Source organism: Ruegeria sp. HKCCD4884 (assembly GCF_013110855.1).
In the GTDB taxonomy this organism is placed as follows: domain Bacteria; phylum Pseudomonadota; class Alphaproteobacteria; order Rhodobacterales; family Rhodobacteraceae; genus Ruegeria.
Genome location: NZ_WVRJ01000004.1, coordinates 175326 through 201105 on the forward strand (window position 1 = coordinate 175326; position 25780 = coordinate 201105).

General features: G+C 58.3%; 28 protein-coding genes. 14 read left to right on the top strand and 14 right to left on the bottom strand.

Translation table 11 applies throughout. The annotated features are described in order from the left end of the window. The first annotated feature begins 11 nt into the window (after positions 1 to 11). Positions 12 to 2057: a gephyrin-like molybdotransferase Glp gene (glp, locus tag GS636_RS07905; protein ID WP_171669190.1), complete on the top strand. Its 2046-nt coding sequence runs from the start codon at positions 12 to 14 to the stop codon at positions 2055 to 2057. Further along, entirely contained in the window at positions 2054 to 2647 is a 594-nt protein-coding gene (locus GS636_RS07910) for a GNAT family N-acetyltransferase (RefSeq protein WP_253762692.1), read from the top strand. The genes glp and GS636_RS07910 overlap by 4 nt, the downstream gene beginning before the upstream one ends. On the opposite strand, the gene GS636_RS07915 is transcribed toward GS636_RS07910, so the two are convergent. The 3 genes from GS636_RS07915 to GS636_RS07925 all read right to left on the bottom strand — a co-directional run bounded on the left by GS636_RS07915 (position 2644) and on the right by GS636_RS07925 (position 4739). Beyond that, positions 2644 to 3639 carry a hypothetical protein gene (locus tag GS636_RS07915; RefSeq protein WP_171669073.1) on the bottom strand — a complete coding sequence of 332 codons (996 nt, stop codon included), beginning with the start codon at positions 3637 to 3639 and terminating at the stop codon, positions 2644 to 2646. The genes GS636_RS07910 and GS636_RS07915 overlap by 4 nt on opposite strands. A gap of 14 nt (positions 3640 to 3653) precedes the next feature. Beyond that, positions 3654 to 4124 carry a transcription elongation factor GreA gene (gene greA, locus GS636_RS07920; RefSeq protein ID WP_171669074.1) on the bottom strand — a complete coding sequence of 157 codons (471 nt, stop codon included), beginning with the start codon at positions 4122 to 4124 and terminating at the stop codon, positions 3654 to 3656. A gap of 234 nt (positions 4125 to 4358) precedes the next feature. Beyond that, entirely contained in the window at positions 4359 to 4739 is a 381-nt protein-coding gene (locus tag GS636_RS07925) for a VOC family protein (protein ID WP_171183909.1), read from the bottom strand. Between the two features lie 83 nt (positions 4740 to 4822). On the opposite strand from GS636_RS07925, the gene soxR reads away from it, so the two are divergent. The 4 genes from soxR to GS636_RS07945 all read left to right on the top strand — a co-directional run bounded on the left by soxR (position 4823) and on the right by GS636_RS07945 (position 9692). Continuing rightward, on the top strand, positions 4823 to 5278 hold the full coding sequence (gene soxR / locus GS636_RS07930; protein ID WP_171647400.1) for a redox-sensitive transcriptional activator SoxR: 456 nt from the start codon (positions 4823 to 4825) through the stop codon (positions 5276 to 5278). Positions 5279 to 5414: 136 nt separating this feature from the next. Then, positions 5415 to 7064, top strand: coding sequence for an electron transfer flavoprotein-ubiquinone oxidoreductase (locus GS636_RS07935; RefSeq protein ID WP_171669075.1), 1650 nt, complete (start codon positions 5415 to 5417; stop codon positions 7062 to 7064). Positions 7065 to 7210: 146 nt separating this feature from the next. Continuing rightward, on the top strand, positions 7211 to 8881 hold the full coding sequence (locus GS636_RS07940; protein ID WP_171669191.1) for a tetratricopeptide repeat protein: 1671 nt from the start codon (positions 7211 to 7213) through the stop codon (positions 8879 to 8881). After that, a complete protein-coding gene (locus GS636_RS07945; protein ID WP_171669076.1) occupies positions 8871 to 9692 on the top strand; it encodes a 4-(cytidine 5'-diphospho)-2-C-methyl-D-erythritol kinase in 822 nt (273 codons plus the stop codon). The genes GS636_RS07940 and GS636_RS07945 overlap by 11 nt, the downstream gene beginning before the upstream one ends. On the opposite strand, the gene GS636_RS07950 is transcribed toward GS636_RS07945, so the two are convergent. Next, positions 9685 to 10683 (bottom strand): polyprenyl synthetase family protein, encoded by a 999-nt coding sequence (locus tag GS636_RS07950; RefSeq protein ID WP_171183916.1) that lies wholly within the window; start codon positions 10681 to 10683, stop codon positions 9685 to 9687. The two genes, GS636_RS07945 and GS636_RS07950, sit on opposite strands and share 8 nt — an antisense overlap. A gap of 56 nt (positions 10684 to 10739) precedes the next feature. On the opposite strand from GS636_RS07950, the gene GS636_RS07955 reads away from it, so the two are divergent. The 3 genes from GS636_RS07955 (at position 10740) to GS636_RS07965 (ending at position 12012) form a co-directional block, all read left to right on the top strand. Further along, a complete protein-coding gene (locus tag GS636_RS07955) occupies positions 10740 to 10955 on the top strand; it encodes a DUF2007 domain-containing protein (protein ID WP_152456800.1) in 216 nt (71 codons plus the stop codon). Next, positions 10952 to 11716, top strand: a complete 765-nt coding sequence (locus tag GS636_RS07960; protein ID WP_171669077.1) for a tRNA1(Val) (adenine(37)-N6)-methyltransferase — start codon at positions 10952 to 10954, stop codon at positions 11714 to 11716. The genes GS636_RS07955 and GS636_RS07960 overlap by 4 nt, the downstream gene beginning before the upstream one ends. Before the next feature lie 131 nt (positions 11717 to 11847). After that, a complete protein-coding gene (locus GS636_RS07965) occupies positions 11848 to 12012 on the top strand; it encodes a YdcH family protein (RefSeq protein WP_083445267.1) in 165 nt (54 codons plus the stop codon). Here the strand turns inward: GS636_RS07965 and GS636_RS07970 are convergent. The 10 genes from GS636_RS07970 to GS636_RS08015 all read right to left on the bottom strand — a co-directional run bounded on the left by GS636_RS07970 (position 12009) and on the right by GS636_RS08015 (position 20018). After that, positions 12009 to 12875, bottom strand: coding sequence for a DMT family transporter (locus tag GS636_RS07970; RefSeq protein WP_171669078.1), 867 nt, complete (start codon positions 12873 to 12875; stop codon positions 12009 to 12011). The genes GS636_RS07965 and GS636_RS07970 overlap by 4 nt on opposite strands. After that, positions 12872 to 13819, bottom strand: coding sequence for a transcriptional regulator GcvA (locus tag GS636_RS07975; RefSeq protein ID WP_171669079.1), 948 nt, complete (start codon positions 13817 to 13819; stop codon positions 12872 to 12874). Before GS636_RS07975 ends, GS636_RS07970 begins: the two co-directional genes overlap by 4 nt. A gap of 298 nt (positions 13820 to 14117) precedes the next feature. Then, positions 14118 to 14840: an acetoacetyl-CoA reductase gene (gene phbB, locus GS636_RS07980; RefSeq protein WP_171093728.1), complete on the bottom strand. Its 723-nt coding sequence runs from the start codon at positions 14838 to 14840 to the stop codon at positions 14118 to 14120. Between the two features lie 187 nt (positions 14841 to 15027). Beyond that, a complete protein-coding gene (locus GS636_RS07985) occupies positions 15028 to 16203 on the bottom strand; it encodes an acetyl-CoA C-acetyltransferase (RefSeq protein ID WP_171093726.1) in 1176 nt (391 codons plus the stop codon). A gap of 188 nt (positions 16204 to 16391) precedes the next feature. Then, positions 16392 to 17225, bottom strand: coding sequence for an EAL domain-containing protein (locus GS636_RS07990; protein ID WP_171669080.1), 834 nt, complete (start codon positions 17223 to 17225; stop codon positions 16392 to 16394). Positions 17226 to 17336: 111 nt separating this feature from the next. Then, a complete protein-coding gene (locus GS636_RS07995) occupies positions 17337 to 17525 on the bottom strand; it encodes a hypothetical protein (protein ID WP_171669081.1) in 189 nt (62 codons plus the stop codon). A 92-nt stretch (positions 17526 to 17617) separates the two neighbouring features. Next, the gene (locus GS636_RS08000; RefSeq protein WP_171183929.1) at positions 17618 to 18589 is read right to left on the bottom strand and encodes a sterol desaturase family protein; all 972 of its coding nucleotides are present in this window, start codon (positions 18587 to 18589) and stop codon (positions 17618 to 17620) included. After that, positions 18586 to 18972 carry a hypothetical protein gene (locus GS636_RS08005; protein WP_171093718.1) on the bottom strand — a complete coding sequence of 129 codons (387 nt, stop codon included), beginning with the start codon at positions 18970 to 18972 and terminating at the stop codon, positions 18586 to 18588. Before GS636_RS08005 ends, GS636_RS08000 begins: the two co-directional genes overlap by 4 nt. A gap of 59 nt (positions 18973 to 19031) precedes the next feature. Further along, complete coding sequence (locus tag GS636_RS08010) at positions 19032 to 19361, bottom strand: hypothetical protein (RefSeq protein ID WP_171179097.1); 330 nt, start codon at positions 19359 to 19361, stop codon at positions 19032 to 19034. A gap of 90 nt (positions 19362 to 19451) precedes the next feature. Further along, the gene (locus GS636_RS08015) at positions 19452 to 20018 is read right to left on the bottom strand and encodes a TlpA disulfide reductase family protein (protein ID WP_171669082.1); all 567 of its coding nucleotides are present in this window, start codon (positions 20016 to 20018) and stop codon (positions 19452 to 19454) included. Between the two features lie 21 nt (positions 20019 to 20039). On the opposite strand from GS636_RS08015, the gene argH reads away from it, so the two are divergent. From argH to GS636_RS08040, 5 genes are all read left to right on the top strand, one after another. Further along, positions 20040 to 21428: an argininosuccinate lyase gene (gene argH / locus GS636_RS08020; protein ID WP_171183934.1), complete on the top strand. Its 1389-nt coding sequence runs from the start codon at positions 20040 to 20042 to the stop codon at positions 21426 to 21428. Beyond that, positions 21428 to 21625, top strand: coding sequence for an argininosuccinate lyase (locus tag GS636_RS08025; protein ID WP_171093711.1), 198 nt, complete (start codon positions 21428 to 21430; stop codon positions 21623 to 21625). The genes argH and GS636_RS08025 overlap by 1 nt, the downstream gene beginning before the upstream one ends. An 87-nt stretch (positions 21626 to 21712) precedes the next feature. After that, the gene (locus tag GS636_RS08030) at positions 21713 to 21868 is read left to right on the top strand and encodes a hypothetical protein (RefSeq protein WP_171669083.1); all 156 of its coding nucleotides are present in this window, start codon (positions 21713 to 21715) and stop codon (positions 21866 to 21868) included. 61 nt (positions 21869 to 21929) lie between these two features. Next, complete coding sequence (gene lysA, locus GS636_RS08035) at positions 21930 to 23195, top strand: diaminopimelate decarboxylase (protein WP_171669084.1); 1266 nt, start codon at positions 21930 to 21932, stop codon at positions 23193 to 23195. Positions 23196 to 23286: 91 nt separating this feature from the next. Further along, entirely contained in the window at positions 23287 to 25779 is a 2493-nt protein-coding gene (locus tag GS636_RS08040; protein ID WP_171669192.1) for a TIGR02302 family protein, read from the top strand. The last annotated feature ends 1 nt before the right edge of the window (position 25780 follow it).

The following is a 25780-nucleotide window of genomic DNA, read 5'->3' on the forward strand; positions in this document are numbered from 1 at the left end:
AGACTTTTGCCATGGTGGATTGGTCTGGTGGAAACGACACCGGGCCGACCCCGCGCAAAGATGCGATTTGGGCCAGCATTGTGCGCGAAGGGCACGTTTTGCAACCCGAATACCTGCGCAACAGGGAGGTCGCCGAACAGTGGCTTGAGACTCTGATCCGTACCGATCTTGAGGCCGGTCGCCGCCTGTTTCTGGGGTTCGATTTCCCGTTTGGCTATCCGGCAGGGTTTGCCCGGGCGGTGACGGGTTCGGACGACCCGCTGGTTTTGTGGGACTGGTTCGAGCGGCATATTGAGGATACGCCCAAGGCGAATAACCGATTTGATCTGGCAGGCCGGATCAACTTGAAATTTGGCGGAAAAGGCCCGTTCTGGATGAACGGTTTGCGTCGTGACATCGACGGTCTGCCACGCAGAAAAGCGGACTATTCTAATCCTTTCCCGGACCGCCGCGATGTAGAAACCTTGGCCAGGGGTAGCTTTACCTGCTGGCAGATGGCAGGTGCGGGGGCTGTTGGCGGGCAGGTGATGATGGGGCTTCCGGTTCTGAACCGCCTCCGCCACCTTTTCGGGGGAAAGATCGCGGTCTGGCCGTTTGAAACACTGGATAAGCCAGTTGCTTTTGTGGAAATCTGGCCCTCGCTCAACTTAGGCAAACCTCCGAAGGGAAGGATCAAGGATGCCTGGCAGGTCGAACAGGTCGCCTTGACTCTGTCACGTTTGACAGAGCAGGAGTTGGATGCGCAATTGAATGTCTCAGCGGCAGAGGAAGGTTGGATATTGGGTGTAGCTCAGGACAAGCCGAACATAGCCCCGCCGCCATTGCGAAACGATTGTTTCGCGTTGCCTGCCGGGGTGGAGTGGACACCTGTAGACGAGGCGTTGGCCTATCTGCGCGACAGATTGCATCTGATCACGTCAGTGGAAACGCTTGAGCTGTCCAAGGCAAGTGGCCGCATTCTGGCCGAGGATGTGATCGCCCAACGCTCAAATCCGCCCCAGCCCAACACGGCAGTGGATGGGTTCGGGTTTGCGGGCCCCGTCCCGGAAGGCGCTCAGGTCATGCCGTTGATTGATGGGCGCGCGGCGGCAGGGATTCCGTTTGATGGTCACGTGCCCGACGGCCTGGCCTTGCGTGTCCTGACGGGCGCAGCACTGCCTGATGGTGTGGATACGGTTATTCTGGAAGAGGATGTCACGGTCAAAGACGGGCATATTGCCTTCCGCGGTCCGCTGAAAAAAGGCGCGAACACGCGGCGCGCGGGTGAAGATGTGATGGCAGGTGATGTGGCTTTGCCCGCCGGGCGTCGGTTAACTCCTGCCGATCTCGCGTTGCTGTCTGCTGTGGGTATCGCGCAGGTGAATGTGCGTCAGCCGCTGCGTGTGGCGGTGATCTCGACCGGTGATGAATTGATCGAACCCGGAGAAAGCGCAGGTCCGGGACAGATTTTCGATGCCAACCGCCCGATGCTGCTTTCGTTGATCGAACGCATGGGATTTGTGCCTGTTGACATAGGGCGTGTTGCAGATGACCGGAATGCTTTGCGGGAACGGTTGGATCAAGCCTCAGCACAGGCTGATGTGATCCTGACCAGCGGAGGCGCATCAGCAGGCGATGAAGATCATGTGTCTGCCTTGTTGCAAGAGGCGGGGGCGATGCAGCACTGGCGGATCGCGTTAAAGCCGGGGCGCCCGCTGGCTTTGGGTTTGTGGTCAGGCGTGCCGGTGTTTGGCCTGCCGGGCAACCCGGTTGCTGCCATGGTCTGCACGTTGATCTTTGCGCGTCCTGCACTGGGCTTGATGTCAGGCGAAGGCTGGACGGAACCGCAAGGATTTGACGTTCCTGCCGCGTTTGAGAAACGCAAAAAACCGGGCCGCCGTGAATACTTGCGCGCCCGGATGCGGGATGGGCGGGTCGAAGTGTTTCATTCGGAAGGCTCGGGCCGGATCAGTGGCCTCAGCTGGGCCGAAGGGCTGGTCGAAATCGAGGATGGCGCGCGGCAGATCAAACCGGGCGATACCGTGCGTTTCATACCGTATGGGAGCTTTGGTATTTGAGCATCGCGATTTCATCCGGCTTCGCTGATCACGAACGCGCGCAGGCAGCGGCGCTGTTCTGGCAGGCGTTTTCGGCCAAGCTGCATAAGGTCATGGGGCCAGAAGAAAAAGGTTTGGCCTTCTTTGAAATCGCTTTGAACCCGAATTTCGCGCTCGTCGCGCGCGATGACGCGGGTCATATGTTGGGGCTGGCGGGGTTCAAAACGCGCGACGGCGGTTTGGCTGGTGGCAGGATGTCTGATCTCGCCGGAACCTATGGCTGGTTCGGGGCCGTGTGGCGCGCCTGCATATTAAGCCTTCTGGAACGTGAACTGAAACCGGGAGTGTTTCAGATGGATGGCATATTTGTCGCTGCTGATGCCCGTGGCAAAGGTGTGGGTACGGCCCTTTTGAATGCCATTAAACAAGAGGCTCGCGATCAGGGCATGTCCGAGGTTCAGCTGGATGTGATCGATACCAACCCGCGCGCCCGGGCCTTGTACGAGCGCGAAGGGTTTCGGCCAGTGGGTGAGGAAAAAACCGGGCCGCTCAAATACCTCTTCGGCTTTAGCAGCGCGACCAAGATGTCTTGGCCTGTGGCACATTCCTAGTCGAAGGTTCCTGCCACGCGACCCAGCAACATAAAGGCCCTTGCAGTACGCGTTTCACCCAGCGCGCTGAGTTCCGCGTCGCTTGCGGTGGGTTCAAACTCGGCCATCATCTTGTCAAAACGACGCAGGAAATGATGGGCAGCGTCGCGGAAAATCGGGTCCTGTTTCATCCGTGCTGCTGTCAGCGCCAGTGAGGACCTGTCGCGGACACCTCCTAACGCGGCCACTGCGCGGCCGCGTGTGCCTTGGGCGAATTGGCGCCAGATTTCTGGCCGGGCCATGTCGGGACGCAGGTCATCCATATAGATGCCTTCCTGGCTGAGCAGAGTCAGAACGTCCTGCGAGGCTTGTACAAGCTGCGCTGTCTTGCGGTCTTTCAGCGCGACACGCAATGCGTTGAAGCCTTCGGTGTCATCCTGCGTTTCCGGGAAGTTCAGAGCACGGATGAAAATGGCTGTGCTGAGCGGCGGCGCGATGTCTTCCGCAGGTGTTCCCAGCTCCAGCGAGGTTTGGTCGCCAGGGGCAGAGGCCTGCGTCGCACTGGCGGTCGGACTGGTGCGCTTGGTTGAAAACGTCGCCAGCGCGTTTTCCGTTTTCCGGGTGGCCGCTGCGATTTCGTCCAGCTTTTTGCTCACAGCTGGCTCATAGGTGCTCGAGGCCCGCTGCTGCTGCGCCACATAGGCCTGCCGGATGGCATCAATCGCAGTTTGCAGCCGTGCGCTTTCTTCGCGCATGACCCGGCTGGCACGCATTGCCGTGGCCGCAACCCAGATCATGGCCACGGGCATAAACACCGCCAGAAAGGTGACGATGAACCCACCGCTTTGACCCTGTTCCGGAAGCACCAGGAAGACAACCGACACCACCAGCCAGATCAGGCTGAGCACCAGTGCGGCAATCTCAATTTCAGTCAAAGCCGGTGCCTTTGGGCGATCATAGATGCCCAGCGAGGTCGGTTTTTCAGTTTCCGGGTCAGGTTTGGGCCCCGACATTACATGCGCTCCGGTCAGGCGTACTCGATACTCAGAATTTCATAAGAACGCACGCCGCCGGGTGTGCGCACTTCAACACTGTCGCCTTCGTCCTTGCCAATCAGGGCACGAGCGATGGGGGACTTGATGTTCAGCAGGCCGGCTTCAATATTGGCTTCGTACTCGCCAACGATCTGCCAGGTTTTCTCTTCATCAGTGTCTTCGTCGACCAGGGTCACCTTTGCACCGAACTTCACTGCCCCAGACAGCTTTGCCGGATCAATGACATCGGCCAGCGACAGAATGCCTTCCAGCTCTTTGATGCGACCTTCGATGAAACCCTGCTTTTCACGGGCCGAGTGATACTCGGCGTTTTCCTTCAGGTCGCCCAACTCGCGTGCCGAGGCAATCGCTTCGATGATCGCCGGGCGTTCAACGGATTTGAGGTTCTTCAGCTCAGCCGCAAGCGCGGCATTGCCCGCAGGCGTCATCGGGATCTTTTCCATACTCTCTACGTCCACGTATAAATTGAGTCGCCCCGCCGCACGGAAGCGTCGGGGCGAATGTAGGGTTGGCAGTTACCTGACCCAAATACTGCGTGAATTGCAAGAGGGGACAGCAGTTGCAGCGATCAATTCGCGACTTCGCGCCGTCGTGTGGATTTTGGCTGCGGTCTGTGGCGATGATCAGGGTGCCGGGATCTGTGCCATCGCTGCGAAGGGGTGCAAAGCCACATCATCTCAATCATATTGTACAACCTCGAACTCGATACCGTTATCGTCACGGAAGTAGAACCTGCGCCCCGGTTCGTAATCTGCGTGGTTATGAGGCTCAAACCCTGCTTTTCGAACTTTGGCTTCGGTCGCATCGATATCTTCCACCAACACGCCCACATGATTGAGGCCGCCAACAACGTCATAGCTGCTGTTGGCCAGGGGTTTGGGGTCTTGCGGCGCATACAGCGCCAGATATGTATGCGTACTGCCCACATGGACAGTGTAGCCACCCAAGGTTGCCGGCCCTTCCCAGCGGGTTTTCCAGTCAAAGACCTGCTCCATCCATGCGGCTGAAGCCTGCGGGTCGCGGACAGTGAAGTTGGTGTGTTCAAGCGTTGCCATCATGGGATCTCCTGTTTTTAGGCTTGTCCCGACTCAAGCTAATTTCTAAACCTAACTTTAGGTCAAGGTATTTTTTTGAGGATGTGATGGCTGTTTCAGAAGGGCTGGCAATCGGTGCACTGGCCCGGCGTACCGGGCTGGCGGTGTCAGCTATCCGTTACTATGAGGCGCAGGGCTTGATCTCGCCATGGCGCAACTCGGGCGGACAGCGGCGCTATCAGCGCGCAGATATCCGACGGTTGAGCTTTGTGATGATTGCGCAGCAATTTGGTCTGACCCTGCCCGAAATCCGCGAGGTGCTGTCGGGTCTGCCTGGAAACCGCACCCCAACGCCGCAGGATTGGAAGGCCATAAGCGTGCAGTTGCGCGCTCATCTGGATCAGCGAATCGATACGCTGACGCGGTTGCGCGACAATCTGGATGGGTGCATCGGGTGTGGGTGTCTCAGCCTGCCAAAATGTGCGCTTTACAACCCCGATGACCGGGTAAAATCCAATGGTAGCGGTCCCAGGTATCTGATGGGGGACACACCAGAGGCTTGAAGTGTCGAATAGCGGCATTGTTACGCCGTGTTTCGATTGACCAAGGTCTTTGCAACCATGTAATCAGCCGTGAAACAAAATTGCGCCGACCGCATGTAGAAAGCGCCAATTCGGAAAGTTAGCTAAGGAGCCCGCGATGGCCGAGATTGAACGCGAAGCGATGGAATACGACGTGGTGATCGTGGGTGCAGGCCCCGCGGGCCTGTCGGCGGCCATCCGTCTGAAACAGCTGGATGCCGACCTGAACGTCGTGGTTCTGGAAAAAGGCTCGGAAGTTGGCGCGCATATCCTGTCTGGTGCGGTGCTTGACCCCTGTGGTCTGGACGCGCTGATCCCTGATTGGAAAGAAAAGGGCGCACCGCTGAACGTGCCTGTGCACGAAGATAACTTCTACATGCTGGGCGAAGCTGGCAAGCTGCGTATCCCCAACTTCCCGATGCCGCCGCTGATGAACAACCACGGCAACTACATTGTCTCGATGGGAAATGTCTGCCGCTGGATGGCGGAACAGGCAGAAGAGCTTGGCGTTGAGATTTTCCCGGGCATGGCGTGTTCGGAACTGGTCTATGGCGAAAATGGCGAAGTCAAAGGCGTTGTCGCCGGTGTCTTTGGTCTGGAAGCTGACGGCTCGTACGGGCCTAACACTGAGCCGGGCATGGAGCTGCATGGTAAATATGTCTTCCTGTCGGAAGGCGTGCGCGGCTCGCTGTCCAAAGAAGTTATTGCCAAATACGATCTGCAAGCTGGCAAAGAAGTGCAGAAATACGGCGTTGGCATGAAAGAGATCTGGGAGATCGACCCGGCCAAGCACAAAGAAGGTTCGGTCACGCACACAATGGGTTGGCCGCTGGGCAGCAACGCGGGTGGTGGGTCGTTCATCTATCATCTTGAAAACAATCAGGTCTATGTCGGTTTCGTGGTTCACCTGAACTACAAGAACCCGCACCTGTATCCCTACATGGAATTCCAGCGCTTCAAGCACCATCCAATGGTGGCCGACCTGCTGAAAGGCGGCAAGCGCGTGGCCTATGGTGCGCGTGCGATCACCGAGGGCGGCTATCAGTCGATGCCTAAGCTGGTGGCACCGGGTGTGGCGCTTCTGGGTTGCTCGGCGGGCATGGTCAACGTGCCGCGCATCAAGGGTAACCACAACGCGATGCTGTCAGGTAAGGCTGCGGCAGAGGCCGCGTTCGACGCCATCAAGGCCGAGCGTTCGGGTGATGAGCTGGCCGCATACGAGACCGAAGTGCGCGATGGTCCCATTGGCAGCGACTTGAAGAAGGTCCGCAACGTCAAGCCGATCTGGTCGAAATGGGGTCTGACCGCATCGCTGATGCTGGGCGGTCTGGACATGTGGACCAACACGCTGGGCTTCTCGCTGTTCGGGACGGTCGGACACGGCAAGAACGATGCAGACTCGACCGAAGATGCCAGTAAGCACGCGCCCATCGACTACCCGAAGCCTGACGGTGTGCTGTCATTTGATCGCTTGACCAACGTGTCTTTCGCGGCGACCAATCACGAGGAAAGCCAGCCCTGCCACCTGCGCCTGGCCGACCCCGAAGTGCCGGTCAAGGTCAACCTGCCCAAGTTTGACGAACCAGCGCAGCGCTATTGCCCAGCTGGCGTTTACGAGGTGGTCGAGGATGAAACGGCGGGCCCGCGATTCGTCATCAACTTCCAAAACTGCGTGCATTGCAAAACCTGCGACATCAAGGATCCAAGCCAAAACATCACTTGGACCACGCCGCAGGGTGGGGACGGTCCGAACTATCCCAACATGTAAGCAAAAAACTGGGCACTGGCAGGGTCGTGAAGGCTCTGCCATTGCCTCTTGCCAGCCAAAGCCCTAGCTTGTTTGTCAGTCAACGATAGCAAGGCAGGATTTCGGTGGTTTCCCTGGTTCGTCGCGCGGCTCTGTCCGTGCTGCTCATGTCGTCGGTCGCAGTCCCGGCATTCTCAGACTCGGGCGCAGGGTCGTATCTGGCCGGGCGGCAGGCAATTTACGAAAGTGATTATACCGCTGCCGAACGGTATTATGCACAGGCGCTGAAGTTCGATTCACAGAACCCGTTGCTTTTGGAAAGCGTTGTGGTGGCACGCCTTGCGCTGGGCGAGATTGAACGCGCCTTACCTGTTGCCGAGCAGATCGAAGAAGCGAACCTGCCCAGCCAGGCCGCGCGCATGGCGATTGCGGCCAATTTAGTTGCAGATGGCAAGTATGACGTCCTTTTAACGCGCAATCCGGAAACTCAGGGCGTTGGACCGCTGGTGGACGGGTTGATGGTCGCCTGGGCCCATTTGGGCCAGGGTGAAATGACCAAGGCGATGCAGCAGTTCGATACGGTAGCCACGCAAGACGGCCTGAAAGAGTTTGCGTTGTATCACAAGGCCATGGCATTGGCCTCGATCGGCGATTTTGAAGGGGCCGAGGCCATCTTTGCAGACAATGACGGTGCGGTGGCGCGTTTCACGCGTCGGGCGGCTTTGGCGCGAGCCGAAGTGCTGTCCCAGCTGGATCAGAACGAAGACGCCCTTCAGTTTCTTGAGGACGTCTTTGTTGCTGGTAGCGACCCGACCATCGAAACCTACACCAGCCAGCTGGAGGCGGGCGAAACACTCCCCTTCACCCATGCCCGCTCGGCGCGGGATGGCATGGCCGAGATTTTCTTTACCGTTGGTGCCGCGCTGAACTCTGAGGCGTCGCCGGACTACGTTCTGCTCTATACACGATTGGCCAGTTTTCTACGCCCTGACCACGTGGATGCCATTCTGTTGAGCGCCGATCTTCTGGATCAACTGGAGCAATATGATCTGGCGGTTGCGGCGTATCGTTTGGTTCCAGCAGACAGCAACGATCATCACGCGGCCGAGTTGGGTCGGGCCGAAGTACTGGACCGCTCAGGCAAAACCGATGCCGCCGTTGAGGTTTTGCAAAACCTTGCAGCACAAGACCCTGACCTTCCGGGTGTGCACGTGGCTTTGGCCGATCTGCAGCGACGTCAGGAAAACTATCAGGCGGCAGTGACGTCTTATGACACGGCAATCGGGCTGACGGACAACGCAGCGGGCGGCAACTGGTTCTTGCACTATGCCCGTGGCATCAGCCATGAGCGGCTGAAGCAGTGGGATCAGGCCGAAGCTGACTTCCGACGCGCACTTGAGTTGAACCCTGATCAGCCGCAGGTTCTGAACTATCTGGGCTATTCGCTTGTCGAGCGTAAAGAGAAGCTGGACGAGGCACTGGACATGATCCAGCGCGCCGTCGCGGCCCGCCCGGACAGCGGCTACATCGTTGACAGCTTGGGCTGGGTCCTGTTCCGTCTGGGTCGTTATGACGAAGCTGTTGAGCAGATGGAACGCGCCGTTGAGCTGATGCCTGTCGATCCGGTGGTGAACGACCATCTTGGCGATGTCTACTGGGCCGTAGGCCGTGCGCGCGAGGCTGAATTCCAGTGGAAACGGGCGCTGTCCTTCATTGATCCCGAAGATACGGATGGCGAAGCAGACCCAGAGCGCATTCGCCGCAAGATCGAAGTTGGGCTGGATGCCGTTTTGGCCGAAGAAGGTGCAGAGCCTTTGAAGGTCGCTAATGGAAATTAAGGCGTTTGCGCCAGCCAAGATCAACCTGACCCTACATGTGACCGGCCGCCGGACAGATGGCTATCACCTGTTGGATTCATTGGTGGTTTTTGCTGATTTGGGCGATCAACTGACGTTCAAACCCGGCCCTGCATTGTCCATGAATGTGCGCGGCGAGTTTGCCGATGGCGTCCCCGCGGACAGCCGCAATCTGGTGTGGAAAGCTGCCGAAGGTGTGGGTTGGACCGGGCATATCGATCTCAGCAAATCCTTGCCCCACGGAGCGGGCATTGGGGGCGGCTCGTCAGATGCTGCGGCCACGCTTGGGGCTTTGGCTGGGCAGGGTTATGACGCTCCGCCGGATCTGCCCCTGTCACTTGGGGCAGATGTGCCCGTCTGTCAGGAAGGCCGAGCGATCAGAATGCAGGGCGTTGGTGATCAACTGGGTGCTGTAAACCTTCCGCCCTTGCCCGCGTTGTTGGTCAACCCGAATGTGCATGTGCCAACGGGGGCCGTTTTCAAGGCACTGGCCAGCAGAGACAATCCGCGGATGCCTGAGCATATCCCTGAGTTTAAAAACGCCACCGACTGCGCCTTGTGGCTAAGTGATCAGCGTAACGACTTGGAAGTGCCTGCAATCGGCGCTGCGCACGAGATTGAACAGGTTCTGGACACAATGCAAACGACAAATCGCGCCCTCATCGCGAGAATGTCGGGGTCAGGGTCAACCTGCTTTGCGCTGTATCCGACGATGAAAGACGCGCATTTCGCAGCCTATGAGATCGGCGCAGCGCATCCTGATTGGTGGTGCCGCGCCACTCAGCTTAATTGAGACGCGAGACCACGTAGTCTGCCAGTTCACGCAGCAGGCTGCGAATTTCGTGATCCGGCAACACATCCAGCGACGCCTTGGCCTTGTTCGCCCAACCCAAGGCGTCCTGCCGGGTCTCTTCCAGCGTGGCGTATTTGCCCATCAAGCGCAGCGCATGATCCAGATCGCCCTCCTGTTGACGGCCTTTTTCAATCGTCCGCTCCCAGAATGCGCGCTCGTCCGGTGTTGCTTGGGCCACGGCTTTGATCACCGGTAGGGTCAGCTTGCGCTCGCGGAAATCATCGCCCACGTTCTTTCCGGTTGCTTTGCTGTCGCCCTGATAGTCCAGCAGGTCGTCTGCGATCTGGAAGGCAATCCCCAATGAATCGCCGTAATCGAACAGAGCTTTAACTTGTTCTTCCGAAGCGCCAGCGATCACACCACCCACTTCGGTTGCGGCGGAAAACAGGGCGGCTGTCTTGCCGCGAACGACCTGCAGATAGACGCTCTCATCCGTACGCAGATCGGTAGCTGCTGTCATCTGCAGCACTTCGCCTTCGGCAATCGTGGCCGAGGCGTTGGCCAGAATGTCCAGCACCCGCAGCGAGCCGGTTTCGACCATCAGCTGGAAGCTGCGTGAAAACAGGTAATCGCCGACCAGAACGCTGGATTTGTTGTCCCACAGCAAATTTGCAGTGGGACGACCGCGCCGTTGGGCGCTTTCGTCTACCACATCGTCATGCAGCAGCGTCGCGGTATGGATAAATTCGACCGTGGCCGCAAGCCGCACATGGTGATCACCGGTATACCCAAACAAGCGCGCCGCCGCCAATGTCAGCATCGGACGCAGTCGCTTTCCGCCCGCTTCCACAAGATGTTGTGTCACCTCTGGGATTCGTGGCGCATGGTCCGACGCCATCCGCGTGCGGATCAGGCCGTTCACGGCCTCCATCTCGCCCGCCAACAATTCGGCGAGGCGCTCATGCGGTTTTGAAATCATGTCGACGGTCATCAAACTCCTGATACAAGGCTCGACTTCCGCCTCGCCTTGCCCTTACATCCATCCCCATGAAAGAACTATTGCGCAGTACCGATCCGACAATCCTGGCCTTTGCATCCGCTCTTCTTGAAGGCGAGGATATAGACTGCTTTCAGATGGACGTAAATATGAGCATCCTCGAAGGTGGTATCGGAATCTTTCCGCGCCGCCTGATGGTGCGGTCCGAAGATCTGACTCGCGCCGAACGTGTGATGCGCGATAACGAGATTCCGCTGGGCCGATGACCCGCTTTGAAGACAAAGAACTGACCCGTAACGATTTCCTGGGTGGCCGGGTTCGACTGCTGCAACCCGAAGCCGGTTATCGCGCTGGCGTAGACCCCGTTTTTCTGGCCGCGTCAGTGCCTGCCCGGACCGGCCAGTCGGTGTTAGAGCTGGGCTGTGGCGCGGGGGCCGCTATTCTGTGCCTGTCCGCTCGGGTGCCGGGTCTTAAGCTGACCGGGGTCGAGTTACAGCCCGCCTATGCAGATTTGGCGCGTCGGAACGCAGAAATGAACGGTGTAGATCTGGATTTGGTCGAGGCAGACCTGACAGCTTTGCCAACAGCCATTCGGCAGCGTCAGTTCGATCACGTCATTGCCAATCCCCCCTATTACCGGGCCGGAGCACATAGTCGCGCCAACGACACCGGCCGCAGCATCGCGTTGGGGGAAGACACACCTTTGCAGGACTGGATTTCAGTGGCGGCCAAACGTCTGGCTCCGCAAGGGTATCTGCATATGATCCAAAAGGCAGATCGCCTGCCGGATATGATAGTGGCCTGCACGGGCAGGCTGGGGTCGGTTGAAGTGTTGCCTCTTAGTGCGCGTACAGGTCGTGAGGCCGAACTGGTGATTTTACGGGCGCGCAAAGGCGGTCGTGCGGCATTTCGCCTCCACGGCCCTTTGATTCTGCACAAGGGTGAACGCCATGAAACGGATGGTGAAAGCTATACCGAGCAGGTTTCTGCGGTGCTTCGGCAAGCCGCCCCATTGCCCCGGTTCTGACGTCAATCGGCAATGACCAGCCGATTTTGTCGGATTTATTACAGATTCTGTGCTTGTGCAGCGTGACAGGGTGGAAACGATGTGGTCAACTTCTTACGTGAACTACAGACACGTAAACAAGGAGGATCGCAATGAGCGTGAGCGCACATCTGACGGAACTGAAGAAAAAGCACGAATCTCTCGGTCTCGAAGTGGAACAAGCCCAACGCTCGCCGGGCATTGATGATCTCCATATTGCTCAGTTGAAGAAACAAAAGCTTAAACTGAAGGAAGAGATCGAACGCCTGTCTGCCTAAGACTTCAGGCTGGCGCGGGCCGCGATCAAGGCCCCGCCGGTGATCAGCAAGGCCGCGATCGCAAGCCCCCAGGACGGGGCGGCGATCCCGGCCACAACCAAAGCCAGCGTTGACAATAAAGGGGCCGCGTAAGACGAGGTTCCCAGCATTTGAATGTCGCCTTGCTTGACACCGATGTCCCACACATAGAATGCAAGCCCAACAGGCCCAAGGCCAAGCGCCAGAACCGAGGCCCAGCCAAGGGGTGTGACCGGAAACGCTGTGTCTTCCAAAAACACGTGCAGCAGGCCAGACGCCACTGCGGCTGCAAGGCAAAACACTGCGACCGAACTAGTGGGCGTGTCGCCCAGCTTACGAGACAGAACGGAATAGCCTGACCATGTCAGAGCGCAGAGCAGGGCCAATGCATATCCGGGCAGGTGTTGGGCCTGAAAACCAGCGCCGCCGCCACCTGCGATGATTACGGCCGCACCTGCAAAGCCAAGACAGGCCCCGATCATATGCCCGATGCGTAGATGCTCGCCGGGTAGCAGTCCCGACATGAGCACGATGAGCAAAGGCCAGAGATAGGCGATCAGACCAGCCTCGGCAGCCGGGGCCATGCGCAGGGCAGAAAAATAAAGGGCGTGATACCCGAACAGACCCAAAGCACCAAACAAGTAGGTGGTCCAGGGAACGCGTTTCAAACTGCTCAACCCGCCCGTGGCAGCGGCCCAGATCAATCCAAGTGTGCCACCAATCGTAAAACAGATTGTGTTCAGCAATAGGGGCGGCGTGGGAGCAGAACCGACCGTGAATAAAGCCAGCAAAGCCCACAGCAAGACGGCCACAAAACCGATAGCCGTTGCGCGCATTTTGGTCATCGGTTGGAAACCTCTTCAATCGGTATGATCTTGAACTCATCCGATATATGCGCGGTTTTTTCAATCTCGGTCAGGAACCAATCGCGAAACGCTGCGATCTGAGGTTTCTTCTCGGCCCCTGGTAGGCAAAGAAACCGGAACCGCCCCTGTGTTTCCAAAGCCACCTTGAACGGCGCGACCAAGCGGCTTTCGGTCAAGTCCTTGAGGATCATTGCGCGTCGTCCAAGCGCCACGCCGACACCAGCGACGGCGGCATCAATCGCGTGATCGGCATTTGAAAAATGCGCGCCGTGAGTCGGGGTGAAATCGACTCCTACAGCACGGAACCAAGCTGGCCAGTCGCAGGGCGGGGTCAGGAAATTGATCGAATCGTCATGGATCAACGGGGCGTGCCGTAGGCTTTCCGGAGTGGCGAATTGTTCTGCCAGTTCCGGTGTCATGACCGGGGTTAGCCATTCCTTTCGCACAGGGACGGAATACAGCCCTTCGTCCGCGGAATTGCCAAAGCGGATGGCGACATCCACATCGTCCCGCTCAAGGTCCATATTGCGCAGAGTGGCCGAGAACTTCAGATCGATCTCAGGGTGTGCGCGGGCAAACTCGTAAAGCCGCGGTGCCAGCCATTTGGCTGTCAGCGCGGGACCGGCGGTCACAGTCAGGCTGGTGTCATCTTCCTGCCTGCGCACGGCGCGCCACGCGGCTTGCAATGTAGCAAAGCCTTCGGCAGCACCGGGTGCCAGAGCGCGCCCGGCCTCTGTCAGCTCTACGGCCCGATTCAGGCGGCGAAACAACGGTCGGCCCAGATGTTCCTCAAGCGACTTGATCTGAAAGGACAGGGCCGCTGGCGTTACATGCAGCTCTGCCGCGGCTTTTGCGAAAGACATATGCCGGGCCGCGGCGTCAAACGCACGGAGCGCGGTAAGCGGGGGAAGATAGTCGCTCATAGTGAAGTAAATCTTAACTGAACACCCAAGAAAGCTCGTTTGTAGCTTTACCACGTAACCCTCATATTCATCTCAGGTCAAACAAAACTGATTTGAATAGGAGACAGCCATGATCGAGATGACGACAAATCCCGCCGCCCAGATGGCGATCCTGCGCGCCCACCAAGAACGCAGCCGTGTGGTTTGGCAGTTTTGGAAACGTATTTTCGGTTCCCGCTGATCGCAGCGCGCGCGATCTTACGGGATAAAAAAGGGCCGGTCCAAAAGGACCGGCCCGTTTTTTCTTCTGATAAATGGATCAGACGAAGAACTGCGCACCGTTGGCCGAGATGGTCGAGCCGTTAATGAATTGGGAATCGTCCGAGGCCAGGAACGCCACACAGCGTGCGATTTCTTCGGGCTCACCCAAACGACCTGCTGGGATCTGGCCGATGATGGATTCGCGGACCTTTTCTGGTACGGCCATGACCATTTCAGTTGCGATGTAGCCGGGGCAGATCGCGTTTGCTGTGATACCCGCGCGCGCACCTTCCTGCGCCAGGGACTTTACGATGCCCAGGTCGCCAGCTTTGGTCGCGGCATAGTTCACCTGAGCAAACTGACCTTTCTGACCGTTGATCGAGCTGATGACGATGACGCGGCCAAATTTACGCTCGCGCATACCGGGCCACACAGGGTGAACTGTGTTGAACACGCCGGTCAGGTTGGTGTCGATCACGTCTTTCCACTGATCGGGTGTCATTTTGTGGAACGGTGCGTCACGTGTGATACCCGCGTTGGCGACAACGATGTCGATGGGGCCAACCTCGGCTTCGACTTTTTCGATGCCAGCTTTGGATTCGTCATAGTCGGCGACGTTCCACTTGTAGGTCTTGATACCGGTTTCTTCGGTGAACTTCGCGGCGGCTTCGTCATTGCCTGCATAGGTGGCGGCAACATTGTATCCTTCGGCTTTGAGCGCCTTGGAAATTGCTGCGCCAATGCCGCGGGAACCGCCGGTGACGAGTGCTGTACGTGCCATTTATGACTCCTTCAATTTTAGTCGTCTTGGTAATGCTGTTACTCTGAGAGGTGATCGTGCGCAATATTGTTTCGTCGTGGAATTGGTTTTTTCGGGTGACAATATCGTCGCATCCAAGGGGTATGAGCCTTTTGTAACAAAAAAGGGCGTCCGACGGACGCCCTTTGATATTTAGGTTTCAGTGCACTTAGTCGCGCTCCACACACAGCGCGACACCCATGCCGCCACCGATGCAGAGGGTCGCCAGACCCTTCTTGGCGTCCCGGCGCTTCATTTCGAACAGAAGCGTGTTCAGGACACGGCAGCCCGACGCGCCGATCGGGTGGCCAATGGCGATAGCGCCGCCGTTGACGTTTACGATCGACGGATCCCAGCCCATGTCCTTGTTCACGGCGCAGGCTTGCGCAGCAAAGGCTTCGTTGGCCTCAACCAAATCCAGATCGTCAACCGACCAGCCTGCCTTTTCCAGCGCCTTGCGCGAGGCGTAGATCGGACCAACACCCATGATCGACGGGTCCAAACCGGCGGTTGCGTAGGACGCGATGCGGGCCAAAGGCTCAATCCCACGTTTCTCGGCATTTTCAGCGGACATCAGCAGGGTCGCCGCCGCGCCGTCGTTCAGGCCGGAAGCGTTCGCCGCAGTAACCGAACCATCCTTGGTGAAGGCTGGGCGCAGTTTGGCCATGGCTTCCATGGTTGCGCCGTGGCGGATGTATTCGTCCTTGTCCATCACGATGTCGCCTTTGCGGGTCTTGATGGTGAAGGGCACGATCTCATCCGCGAACTTGCCTGCCTTCTGGGCGGCTTCGGCCTTGTTCTGTGAAGCAACAGCAAATTCATCCTGCATGTCGCGGCTGATCTGCCATTTTTCGGCAACGTTCTCGGCCGTTTGACCCATGTGATAGCCGTTGAAGGCGTCCCACAGACCGTCGCGGATCATGGTGTCGATGTACTTCATGTCACCCATCTTGTGGCCTGCGCGCAAAGCGGCGGCGTGGGGCGAAAGGGTCATGTTTTCCTGGCCACCTGCGGCAACGATCTCGGCGTCACCCAGCTGGATGTGCTGGGCACCCAGCGCGACAGCGCGCAGACCCGATCCACACACTTGGTTGATGCCCCAGGCTGCGCTTTCCTGCGGCAAACCGGCATTGATGTGCGCCTGGCGTGCAGGGTTCTGGCCTTGGGCGGCTGTCAGAACCTGACCCATGATGGTTTCGCTAACCTCGCCTTTGTCCACGCCGGCGCGTTCGACAACAGCTTCCAGGACGGCGGCGCCCAGATCATGTGCTGGGGTGTTCGCAAACGAACCACTGAAGCTGCCGACACCTGTACGTGCGGCGGATGCGATTACTACGTTGGTCATATGATCAGTCCTTTACCGTCATGGGCCAGCGGAATTTCTGACGGCGCAGGTCGAGAGGAGCCCCCCGAAACAAGAGCGCCCCGTGTTCCCCGCTCAAGTACTCATGCAATAGCGTAATGCTGCACTTGCAGCAACGGACAGCTTGTCTCAGCGTTGAAAATGCACGATTTTTGCCGACTAACCCAAGGTCAACTTCCTGTTTTTGAAACGCTTTCCTGTTTCCAGGGGGCAGCGACACTTGGCGCGCCAAACAGGTAGCCTTGCAGGCAATCCACGCCGCTGGAGGTCAAAAACGCGGCGTCGTCCTGTGTTTCAACCGATTCGGCGGTGATCAGAATTTCAAATTCACGGGCGACAGCGATCAAAGCGCGCACCAGTGTCTGATTGTCGGGGTTGTTGCTGATCCCCCTGACAAACTGCCCATCAATCTTGGCAGCATCGAACAAAAACTCGCGAAAATGGCGAAAGCAAAAATTACTGGCACCGAAATCGTCCAATGCAAAGGCAATGCCGCGATCCTGCAAGCGGTCCATGAAATCGATGACCAGTTCCGGCACTTGCATGGCCGAACTTTCCGAAATTTCAAGGATTAGCCGTTCGCCCAGTGCAGCGTCACGCTTTAAGAACCGATCCAGGGTCGCCGACCACCTGGAATACCCGATCGAGCGGGCGGACATATTGATCGAAAGCCTAATCTCGGGGTTTCTCACCAGTGTTCGCAACCCAAACTCCAGCGCAACGCAATCCAGATCCCGGCCAATCGGGGTGTTTTCGAGTTGTGGCATGAACTCGCGGGCGGGAATAACCCGCCCTGTTTCGTCCAGCACACGAATGAACCCTTCATAAAACGCAACGCCATTAGGAGCGTTTGCCTGCACGACCGGTTGAAATGCCAGCTTGCACTGTTTGTGCTTCACCGCTTCGGTTGCCATCTGCACAATAGAACGATCGCGAGTCGACACCGCAGCGTTCAACGGGCTTTCTGACCCATCGGGCAAATTCGCGTGTTTCTTGTTTTCCATAGCGCCGATTCCCATCAGCCCGTGACAGACGGTATGTCCGGGGCAGGTGTTTCGACACAGTTTCGGGGTAAACAGATGAATCTGCGGTTAAGGAGCCAGCAGATTCAGGATTTATCGAGAGATGTTCCAAGCGCGGGCAAGGGACGACGCTGCGCTCAGTACCGCTCCGATTGCGCCTGTAACCATCAAAGCAAAGCCCAAGGCGATCCATGCCGGTGCAGTGCTGTTCAACGCTGTAATCATCGCGAGCAAAAGACCGGACAAACCGACATAGGTTGAAATGACTGCCAAACGGTTCATGCCGACCCTCGTTCACTCTTTGATTACAGATGAGTGTCGATATGGCCCCCAAAGCCCGAATTTCAAGAGCGAAGGGTGCGCGCTCGCTGGTGTCAGACCTGCTCTGCCTGTCCAGTGGGCAGTTTTTCATCGAAACGCTCAAACCCGGGCGTTCCGCGATCTTCCGGGTGACGGACCAGGTGTTTGGCTTTGATCTGTTCCGAGCTGTCGCGGCTGCCATCGTGGCTATATCCCGGCGGGGCAAAGCAATAACCAAGCCGTTGACGTAGTGTCAGACCGGGCTGGGTCGCGTCACGCCAGATTCCGACCCATTCGTGAAAGGCGACGCGCAACGGGTTGAATGTGCCGATATTGTGAACAAGTCCGAAATCGACACGGTCGTTTTCCTGCTCTGGAACAAAGGTTCCGAACATCTTGTCCCAGATGATGAAGACGCCCGCATAGTTGCAATCCAGATAGCGTGCATTCCGGCCGTGATGGGCGCGGTGGTGACTGGGGGTGTTCATAACGGCCTCGAACCAGCGGGGCATCTTTCCGATGGCCTCGGTGTGAATCCAGAACTGATAGATCAGGTTCAATCCACCGACAAACAGGACCATGGCCGGATGGAACCCGATCAGGATCAATGGCGCGCGCACGACCATCATCAGCGTAAAGGTATAGGTCCAGGGCTGCCGCAAAGCGGTGGTCAGGTTGTAATGCTGTGAGCTGTGGTGATTGACGTGGTTTGCCCAAACCCAGCGGATGCGGTGGCCAAAACGGTGCACCCAGTAGTAGCGGAAATCGTCCAGCACAAAGCACAGAATGATCACCGGGATCGACGTGCCGAGATCCAGCGGTGTGATCTGCCACAGCCACATGAAAAAGCCATACGCAATGAAGCCCAGCAGAAACCCAGACGCGATATTACCTGCGCCCATGATGAGCGAGGTTACTGCATCACGCGTTTCGTATCTCCCGCCTTTGCCTTTGACGGCGATCCACAAAAATTCCGCCAAAATCGCGGCCACAAAAAAGGGAACCGCCCACTGAACGGCATCGGGGAAACTGATCTGGTCGGTCATTCGGGCTCCATCAGGTGACGCCAGTGGGCGCGCTCTATTTCGTCCAGGTGGATAAGAGTGCCGGGGGTGCCGAAGTCGTGAAACTGGATTTCAAAGCCTTCGGGGTGTTCGATCCAATCGAAATCCAGCAAATGCCGGGCCACAGTGTCGGCACCGAAGGACCACAGCAGCCCTGCGCCGGTTTCGGTACGCACCAGTGCCGCGTGGCGGTCATTCGAGATCGTGACATCAATGATGGTGTCGTCCGGTGCATGCCGCAGCCATTGCGCGCGTGCGGTTTCGGGGGTCAGCACAAAAGGTTCTGAGCGGCCCGTCAGATGCAAAAGCAATGTGATTCCGGCGATTCCTCCGACCACCAGAACCAATAGTATTTCCAACGGCATCCCATCCTCCTGCGGACACCCTGCAAAGACGCGTTGGGGCTGTCAAAGGTGGCGTTGCGTCAGGTGCGTTCCAGACGTTCCAGAATTTCGTACTGAACAACACGTTGGACAAAGGGCACAAGACCATCTGGGCCTGATGCCCGATCCTTGAGGTGGATGCATATATCCGGACGACGGGCGGCAATGATGCCAACCATCTCTCCGCGAATCGTATCATCCAGACCTGCGCCCAAAATGGCGCAGGTGATCCGAGGTTCGGCATCCAACTGCTTTCGAACTTCGTCGGTGTCATGCGCGCCCAGCCATTGAATCGGCAAGTGATCCAATTGTCTGGCCACATCGCCGATCACGTTTGGCAGCTTCCCAATCAAAAGAACCACCGGTTTCATCGCAGCCTCCTTCCCACAAGGTTACAAACGAAAACCGACCCATTTGGGCCGGTTCAAGTGTAGCACAAACAAGGGAAAGCTGCGCAGGCGTCAGCTATTGGCTTCCACAAGCGTCGAAATAATTGCTTTGGCGCTGTCCGAATTCCATTCAGCATCGCCGATCAGGCGGGCAATTTCCTGACCTTCAGGGTCCAGGATGACTGTAATGGGCAGCGCGATCACGCCGAATTCCCGTGCAGCAGCTGAGCTTGGGTCCTGATGACGCGGGAGGTTTTCGATGCCATTTTCTTCAAAGAACTTGGTGATCCCGGCAGGAGAGTTGCGACCGGTGGCTAGTGTCAGGACTTGAAACTTGTCGCCTCCGAACTCTTCCTGAAGCTCCGCGATCTGTGGCATCTCTTTGCGGCAGGGCGCGCACCATGTGGCCCAGAAGTTTAGCAGCACGTATTTGCCTTCGTAATCCGCAAGCGTACCGACGCCACCATCATCTTCCAGTTGGAATTCAATGGATTTGGCGGGTTTGGGTTCCTTATGCAGGATCAGGCGTTTCAGGCTGTCTTCCCGCAGGAGGGCAAGCGTTTCCGCATCGGTCGCCAAAGCGGCGTTTGCACCCAGCGCAAGGGCCATATAAAGGGGGATCAGACGAAATAGGCGCATATCAACTCCGGGTTTTCTTACATGACCGATCAATCCTCGAACCAGATGTGGGGCGGCCGCTTTGCCGCCGGTCCAGACGCGATCATGGAGGCAATCAACGCCTCGATCGGGTTCGATCAGCGGATGGCAGCCCAGGACATCGCAGGCTCGCGCGCCCATGCCGCCATGCTGGCTGCCACAGGCGTCATAAGTGATAGTGACGCCGAGGCTATTCGGGAAGGGCTGCTCACCGTTTTGTCAGAAATCCAGAACGGGGAGTTTCAGTTTTCGACCGCACTGGAAGACATTCACATGAATGTCGAGGCGCGCCTGAAAGAGGTGATTGGTGAGCCCGCTGGCCGTTTGCACACAGGCCGTTCGCGCAATGACCAGGTGGCGACCGATTTCAAACTTTGGGTACGGGATCAATTTGACGCGGCGGAATCGGGCCTTTCGGCCCTGATCCGCGCGCTTTTGGCGCAGGCCCAGGCCGGGGCCGATTGGGTGATGCCCGGTTTCACGCACCTGCAAACCGCGCAGCCGGTGACATGGGGCCACCATATGATGGCCTATGTCGAGATGTTTGGCCGTGACTTGTCCCGCGTTCGCGACGCCCGTGCGCGCATGAATGAATCTCCGCTGGGTGCTGCGGCACTGGCCGGAACGTCGTTCCCCATTGACCGCCACATGACGGCCGAGGCGCTGGGCTTCGACCGCCCTGCCGCAAACTCGTTGGATGCTGTCAGCGACCGCGACTTTGCCTTGGAGTTCCTTTCGACCGCGTCGATCTGCGCCGTCCACCTGTCTCGTTTTGCCGAGGAGCTTGTGATCTGGTCGTCTGCTCAGTTTCGTTTTGTGACGCTATCCGACCGCTTCTCGACTGGCTCGTCGATCATGCCGCAGAAGAAGAACCCTGACGCGGCCGAGCTGATCCGCGCCAAGGTCGGGCGTATCTTTGGGGCCAACACGGCGCTGATGATGGTAATGAAGGGCCTGCCGCTGGCCTATTCCAAGGACATGCAGGAAGACAAAGAACAGGTCTTTGACGCTGCCGATAACTGGATGCTGGCGCTGGCTGCGATGGAAGGCATGGTGAAGGATTTGACCGCCAACAGGGACAGCCTGGCAGCGGCTGCGGGGTCCGGTTTCTCGACCGCCACCGATCTAGCTGACTGGTTGGTAAGGGTTCTGGGCCTGCCATTCCGAGATGCGCACCATGTAACCGGGTCGCTGGTGGCCATGGCCGAAAGCAAAGGCTGCGATCTGCCTGATCTGACGCTGGAGGATATGCAATCGGTTCACGCAGATATCACCGATGACGTCTATTCTGTTCTTACCGTGCAAAACTCGGTAAACTCGCGCCAGTCTTACGGCGGCACGGCCCCTGATCAGGTGCGTGCCCAGATCGAACGATGGAAGGCAATGGTGTGATGACAGCTGTTCGTGTGGTGGCGATCGTGGTGTCCGGCCTGATACTGGCCGGATGCGGGGCCGATGGTGAGCCGTCGCAGCCCACAGCAGTTCAACCAACGGCCAGCGCCACGATTGGGGTTGGTACCAGCGGGACCTATGTTGCAGGGGGCGTTGGCCTTAGCCGTGGGCCGCTGGGTATTTATCTAGGGTTCTGAACCCTTTTGCATTGTACACTCGGGCCCAATACCCCAATTAGGGCGCGTGCAAAAACGCGCTGATCCTCTCAATGAAAAGACACTGACATGAGAACAGTTGGACTGATTTTGGCATTTGCGGCGCTGGCGGCATGTGAACCCTCATCCGCGCGACGCCCCGAACCTTCGGCAGAACCCAAGCAATCTGGCAGCGGTATTTCAATCTCTGGCTACGGCCGTGTAGGTGTTTCCACCACAAATTAACAAGGACGCTGAGTGCGGAATCCATTGATCCGAAGTCGCCTTCTGGTCTAAGCGCGCGGGTATGGATCATTTTCTCTACCGCGACGGCGCGCTTTTCGCCGAGGATGTCCCTGTTTCCGAAATCGCTGCAGCGGTCGGAACCCCTTTTTACGTCTATTCGACGGCGACACTGCTGCGGCACTTCAAGCTGTTTGATGATGCGCTGGACGGCACCGATCATCTGGTCTGCTACGCGATGAAAGCGGCCAGCAACCAGGCCATTTTGAAGACTCTGGCGCAAGCGGGGGCGGGAATGGATGTGGTCTCGGGCGGTGAGTATTTGCGCGCCAAAGCTGCAGGCGTTTCAGGCGACAAGATCGTCTTTTCGGGTGTCGGTAAAACGGCGGACGAGATTCGCACCGCGCTGACAGGTGGAATCCGCCAGTTCAACGTTGAGTCCGAGCCAGAGATGGACGTGATCAACGCGGTCGCACTGGAGCTGGGCGTAGTGGCACCAATCACTGTTCGGGTGAACCCGGACGTGGACGCCAAGACCCACGCCAAGATTGCGACCGGCAAGTCCGAGAACAAGTTTGGCATTCCGATTGCACGCGCGTCCGAGGTCTATGCACATGCCGCCAGCCTGCCGGGGCTGGAGGTGATCGGGATCGACGTCCATATCGGCTCGCAATTGACCGAACTTGAGCCGTTCGAGTTGGCCTATTCCAAGGTTGCTGAACTGACCGAACAGTTGCGCGCTGAAGGTCACAACATCCGCCGCCTCGATCTTGGGGGCGGGTTGGGCATCCCCTACACCCGCTCGAATGAAGCGCCGCCGTTGCCGGTGGAATATGGCGCCCTGATCAAGAAAACACTCGGCCATCTGGGCTGCGAGATCGAGATCGAGCCGGGCCGCCTGATCGCGGGCAATGCTGGGTTGATGGTCAGCAAGGTGATTTACGTGAAGTCTGGCGAAGGTCGGGATTTCCTGATCCTGGACGGGGCCATGAACGATCTGATCCGCCCGGCGATGTACGAGGCGCATCACGACATCGTTGCGGTACAGGAACCGGCGGCCGGGGTTGAACAGCAACCCTATGACATAGTGGGCCCCGTGTGCGAATCGGGGGATACCTTTGCCAAGCAGCGCAATATGCCGCCCTTGGAATCAGGGGATCTGATCGCCTTCCGCAGCGCAGGCGCTTACGGAGCGGTTATGGCCAGCGAATACAACACCCGTCCCCTGATCCCCGAAGTTTTGGTCAATGGTGATCAATTTGCAGTCATTCGTGAACGGCCAAGCTTTGACGAAATCATAAACCGCGATACCATACCTTCGTGGCTCTGATGCGATAACCGCGCGGGCCCAAGCCCGGAGGCCCGCCGTGACCAACAGATCAAACCTGCCCATTCCGCGCCTGTCCTTGTGGTTGACCCACATGGGCATGGTGGCTGAACAGGTATTGCGTGCGTTCTGGCCGCTGTTCTCGATCTTGATGGTCCTGCTTGCGGCGCTGATGCTGGGTCTGCAAGACCAATTTGCCGTTGAGGTCGTTTGGGGCGCGGGCGCGCTGTCGTTGATTGCGATCGTTGTGGCGGGTGTTTGGGGGTTGAGAAGAGTTAGCCTACCGTCTCGTGCAGATGCGCTCATGCGGTTGGATGAGACGCTGCCCGGTCGCCCGATTCAAGCCTTGATGGATGATCAGGCGATTGGGTCCACAGATCAGGACTCGGTCGCACTGTGGCAGGCCCACAAAGACCGGATGGCGCAGCGTGCCGCAACTGCTGCACCCGCCAAACCCGACCTGCGGCTGGCGTCGCGTGATCCTTACGCGCTGCGCTATGCAGCGTTGTTGGCTTTTGTGGTGGCGGTTCTGTTTGGCTCTTTGTGGCGCGTAGGTTCGGTGGCCGATATGGCGCCCGGAACAGCAAATGCGGGGCAAGGCCCAACCTGGGAAGGTTGGGTTGAACCCCCAAGATACACCGGCCTGCCAACGCTGTATCTTGCGGATCAAGCCGATACAGAGCTGTCAGTCCCGAAAGGCAGCCGCATTACCTTGCGGATGTATGGTGAGGTCGGCGCACATAGCCTGACCGAGAACAGTTCGACCTTGGGGACTGAGGCTGCAGTCGATCCCGAACAGGAGTTCGTGGCTGAACGTTCTGGTCAAATGCGCATTGATGGCCCTGCAGGCCGCGAATGGGCCGTGCAGGTCATCGACGATGCAACACCAAAGATCGCCGTTGCCGGATCTGCCAAGGCCGAGGCAGGCGGGCAAATGAAGCTGCCATATGTCGCAAGCGACGATTATGGCGTGGTCTCGGGATCAGCCCGGATCGAACTGGATCTGGCGGCGGTGGATCGCCGTCATGGCCTGACGATCAAGCCTGAGCCGCGAGAGGTGATTGAGATCGAATTGCCAATGCCGATCACCGGTGACCGTGCGGATTTCAGCGAAGATCTGATCGAAGATTTTTCGCAACACCCCTGGGCCCATCTGCCAGTGAAGATCACATTGATCGCCGTGGATGCGGCAGATCAGCAGTCGGCGTCCGAGCCATTTATGACCGCCTTGCCAGCCCGTCGATTCTTTGACCCGCTGGCGGCAGCGGTGATCGAACAGCGGCGTGATCTGCTCTGGTCGCGGTCCAATGCGCCGCGCGTGGCGCAGCTATTGCGGGCTGTCTCTCATCTGCCAGAGGATCTGTTCCGGTCGGACACTGCTTACCTGCGCTTGCGGGTGGCCTTACGGCGGCTGGAAGCCTTCCAGACCTACGGAGCGCTGAACCCGGAGCAGCAGGAAGAGATCGCGCAAGCCCTGTGGGAGCTTGCCGTGTTGATCGAGGATGGCACCTTGGCGGACGCATTGGAACGTATGCGTCGCGCACAAGAGCGTTTGACCGAAGCGATGCAAAACGGGGCCAGCGACGAAGAAATCGCCGAGCTTATGCAAGAGCTTCGTGAAGCGACGCAAGATTACCTGCAGCAGCTACAACGTCTTGCTCAGCAGAATGGTCAGGAAGGCGAAAACCAGCCCGGACAGAGCGGTGAATCCCTGCAGATGACGCAGGACGACCTGCAGCGCATGATGGACCGCATTCAGGAACTGATGGAGCAAGGTCGGATGGCCGAGGCCCAGCAGGCGCTGGAAGAGTTCCAGCAGATGATGGAAAACATGCGCGTGACCCAGGGCCAGGGGCAAGGCCAACAATCCGAAGGACAGCAGGCGATGGAAGGTCTGGCTGAAACCCTGCGCGAACAGCAGGGTCTGAGCGATCAGGCGTTCCGCGACTTGCAAGAACAGTTCAACCCCGGTGCGCAATCCGGTGAAAGTCAGGGCAATGAAGGCCGCAATGGCGGGCTTGGCCGGGGGCAAAGCCACGAAGGCCAGGGTGGTCAGGGCCAAGGCTCGGATCAGGCCGGAGAGGGCGAGCAGGGGCAGGGATCACTGGCGGACCGTCAGCAGGCCCTGCGCAATGAACTGAACCGCCAGCAGCAAAATCTGCCCGGCGCCGGTACAACTGAAGGCGACGCGGCCCGGGATGCGCTTGGCCGCGCCGGTCGCGCCATGGACGAGGCGGAACAGGCCCTGCGCGGGGATGATCTGGCCGAAGCCATCGATCGTCAGTCCGAAGCCATGGAAGCGCTGCGCGAGGGGATGCGTTCACTAGGAGAGGCCATGGCCCAGAACCAGCAAAACCAGCCGGGTCAGGGTACACAGGAAGGCGAGGCGCAAGCCAACAATCGCGATCCTCTGGGCCGCAACCCGGGGGCCGGTGGTTCGATCTCAACTGACGAAAACCTGCTGCAGGGCGAAGACGTTTATCGCCGGGCGCGCGAGTTACTGGACGAAATCCGCCGCCGGACCGGAGAAACGGACCGCCCCGAGATTGAGCTGGAATACCTCAAACGTCTGTTGGAGCGGTTTTAAC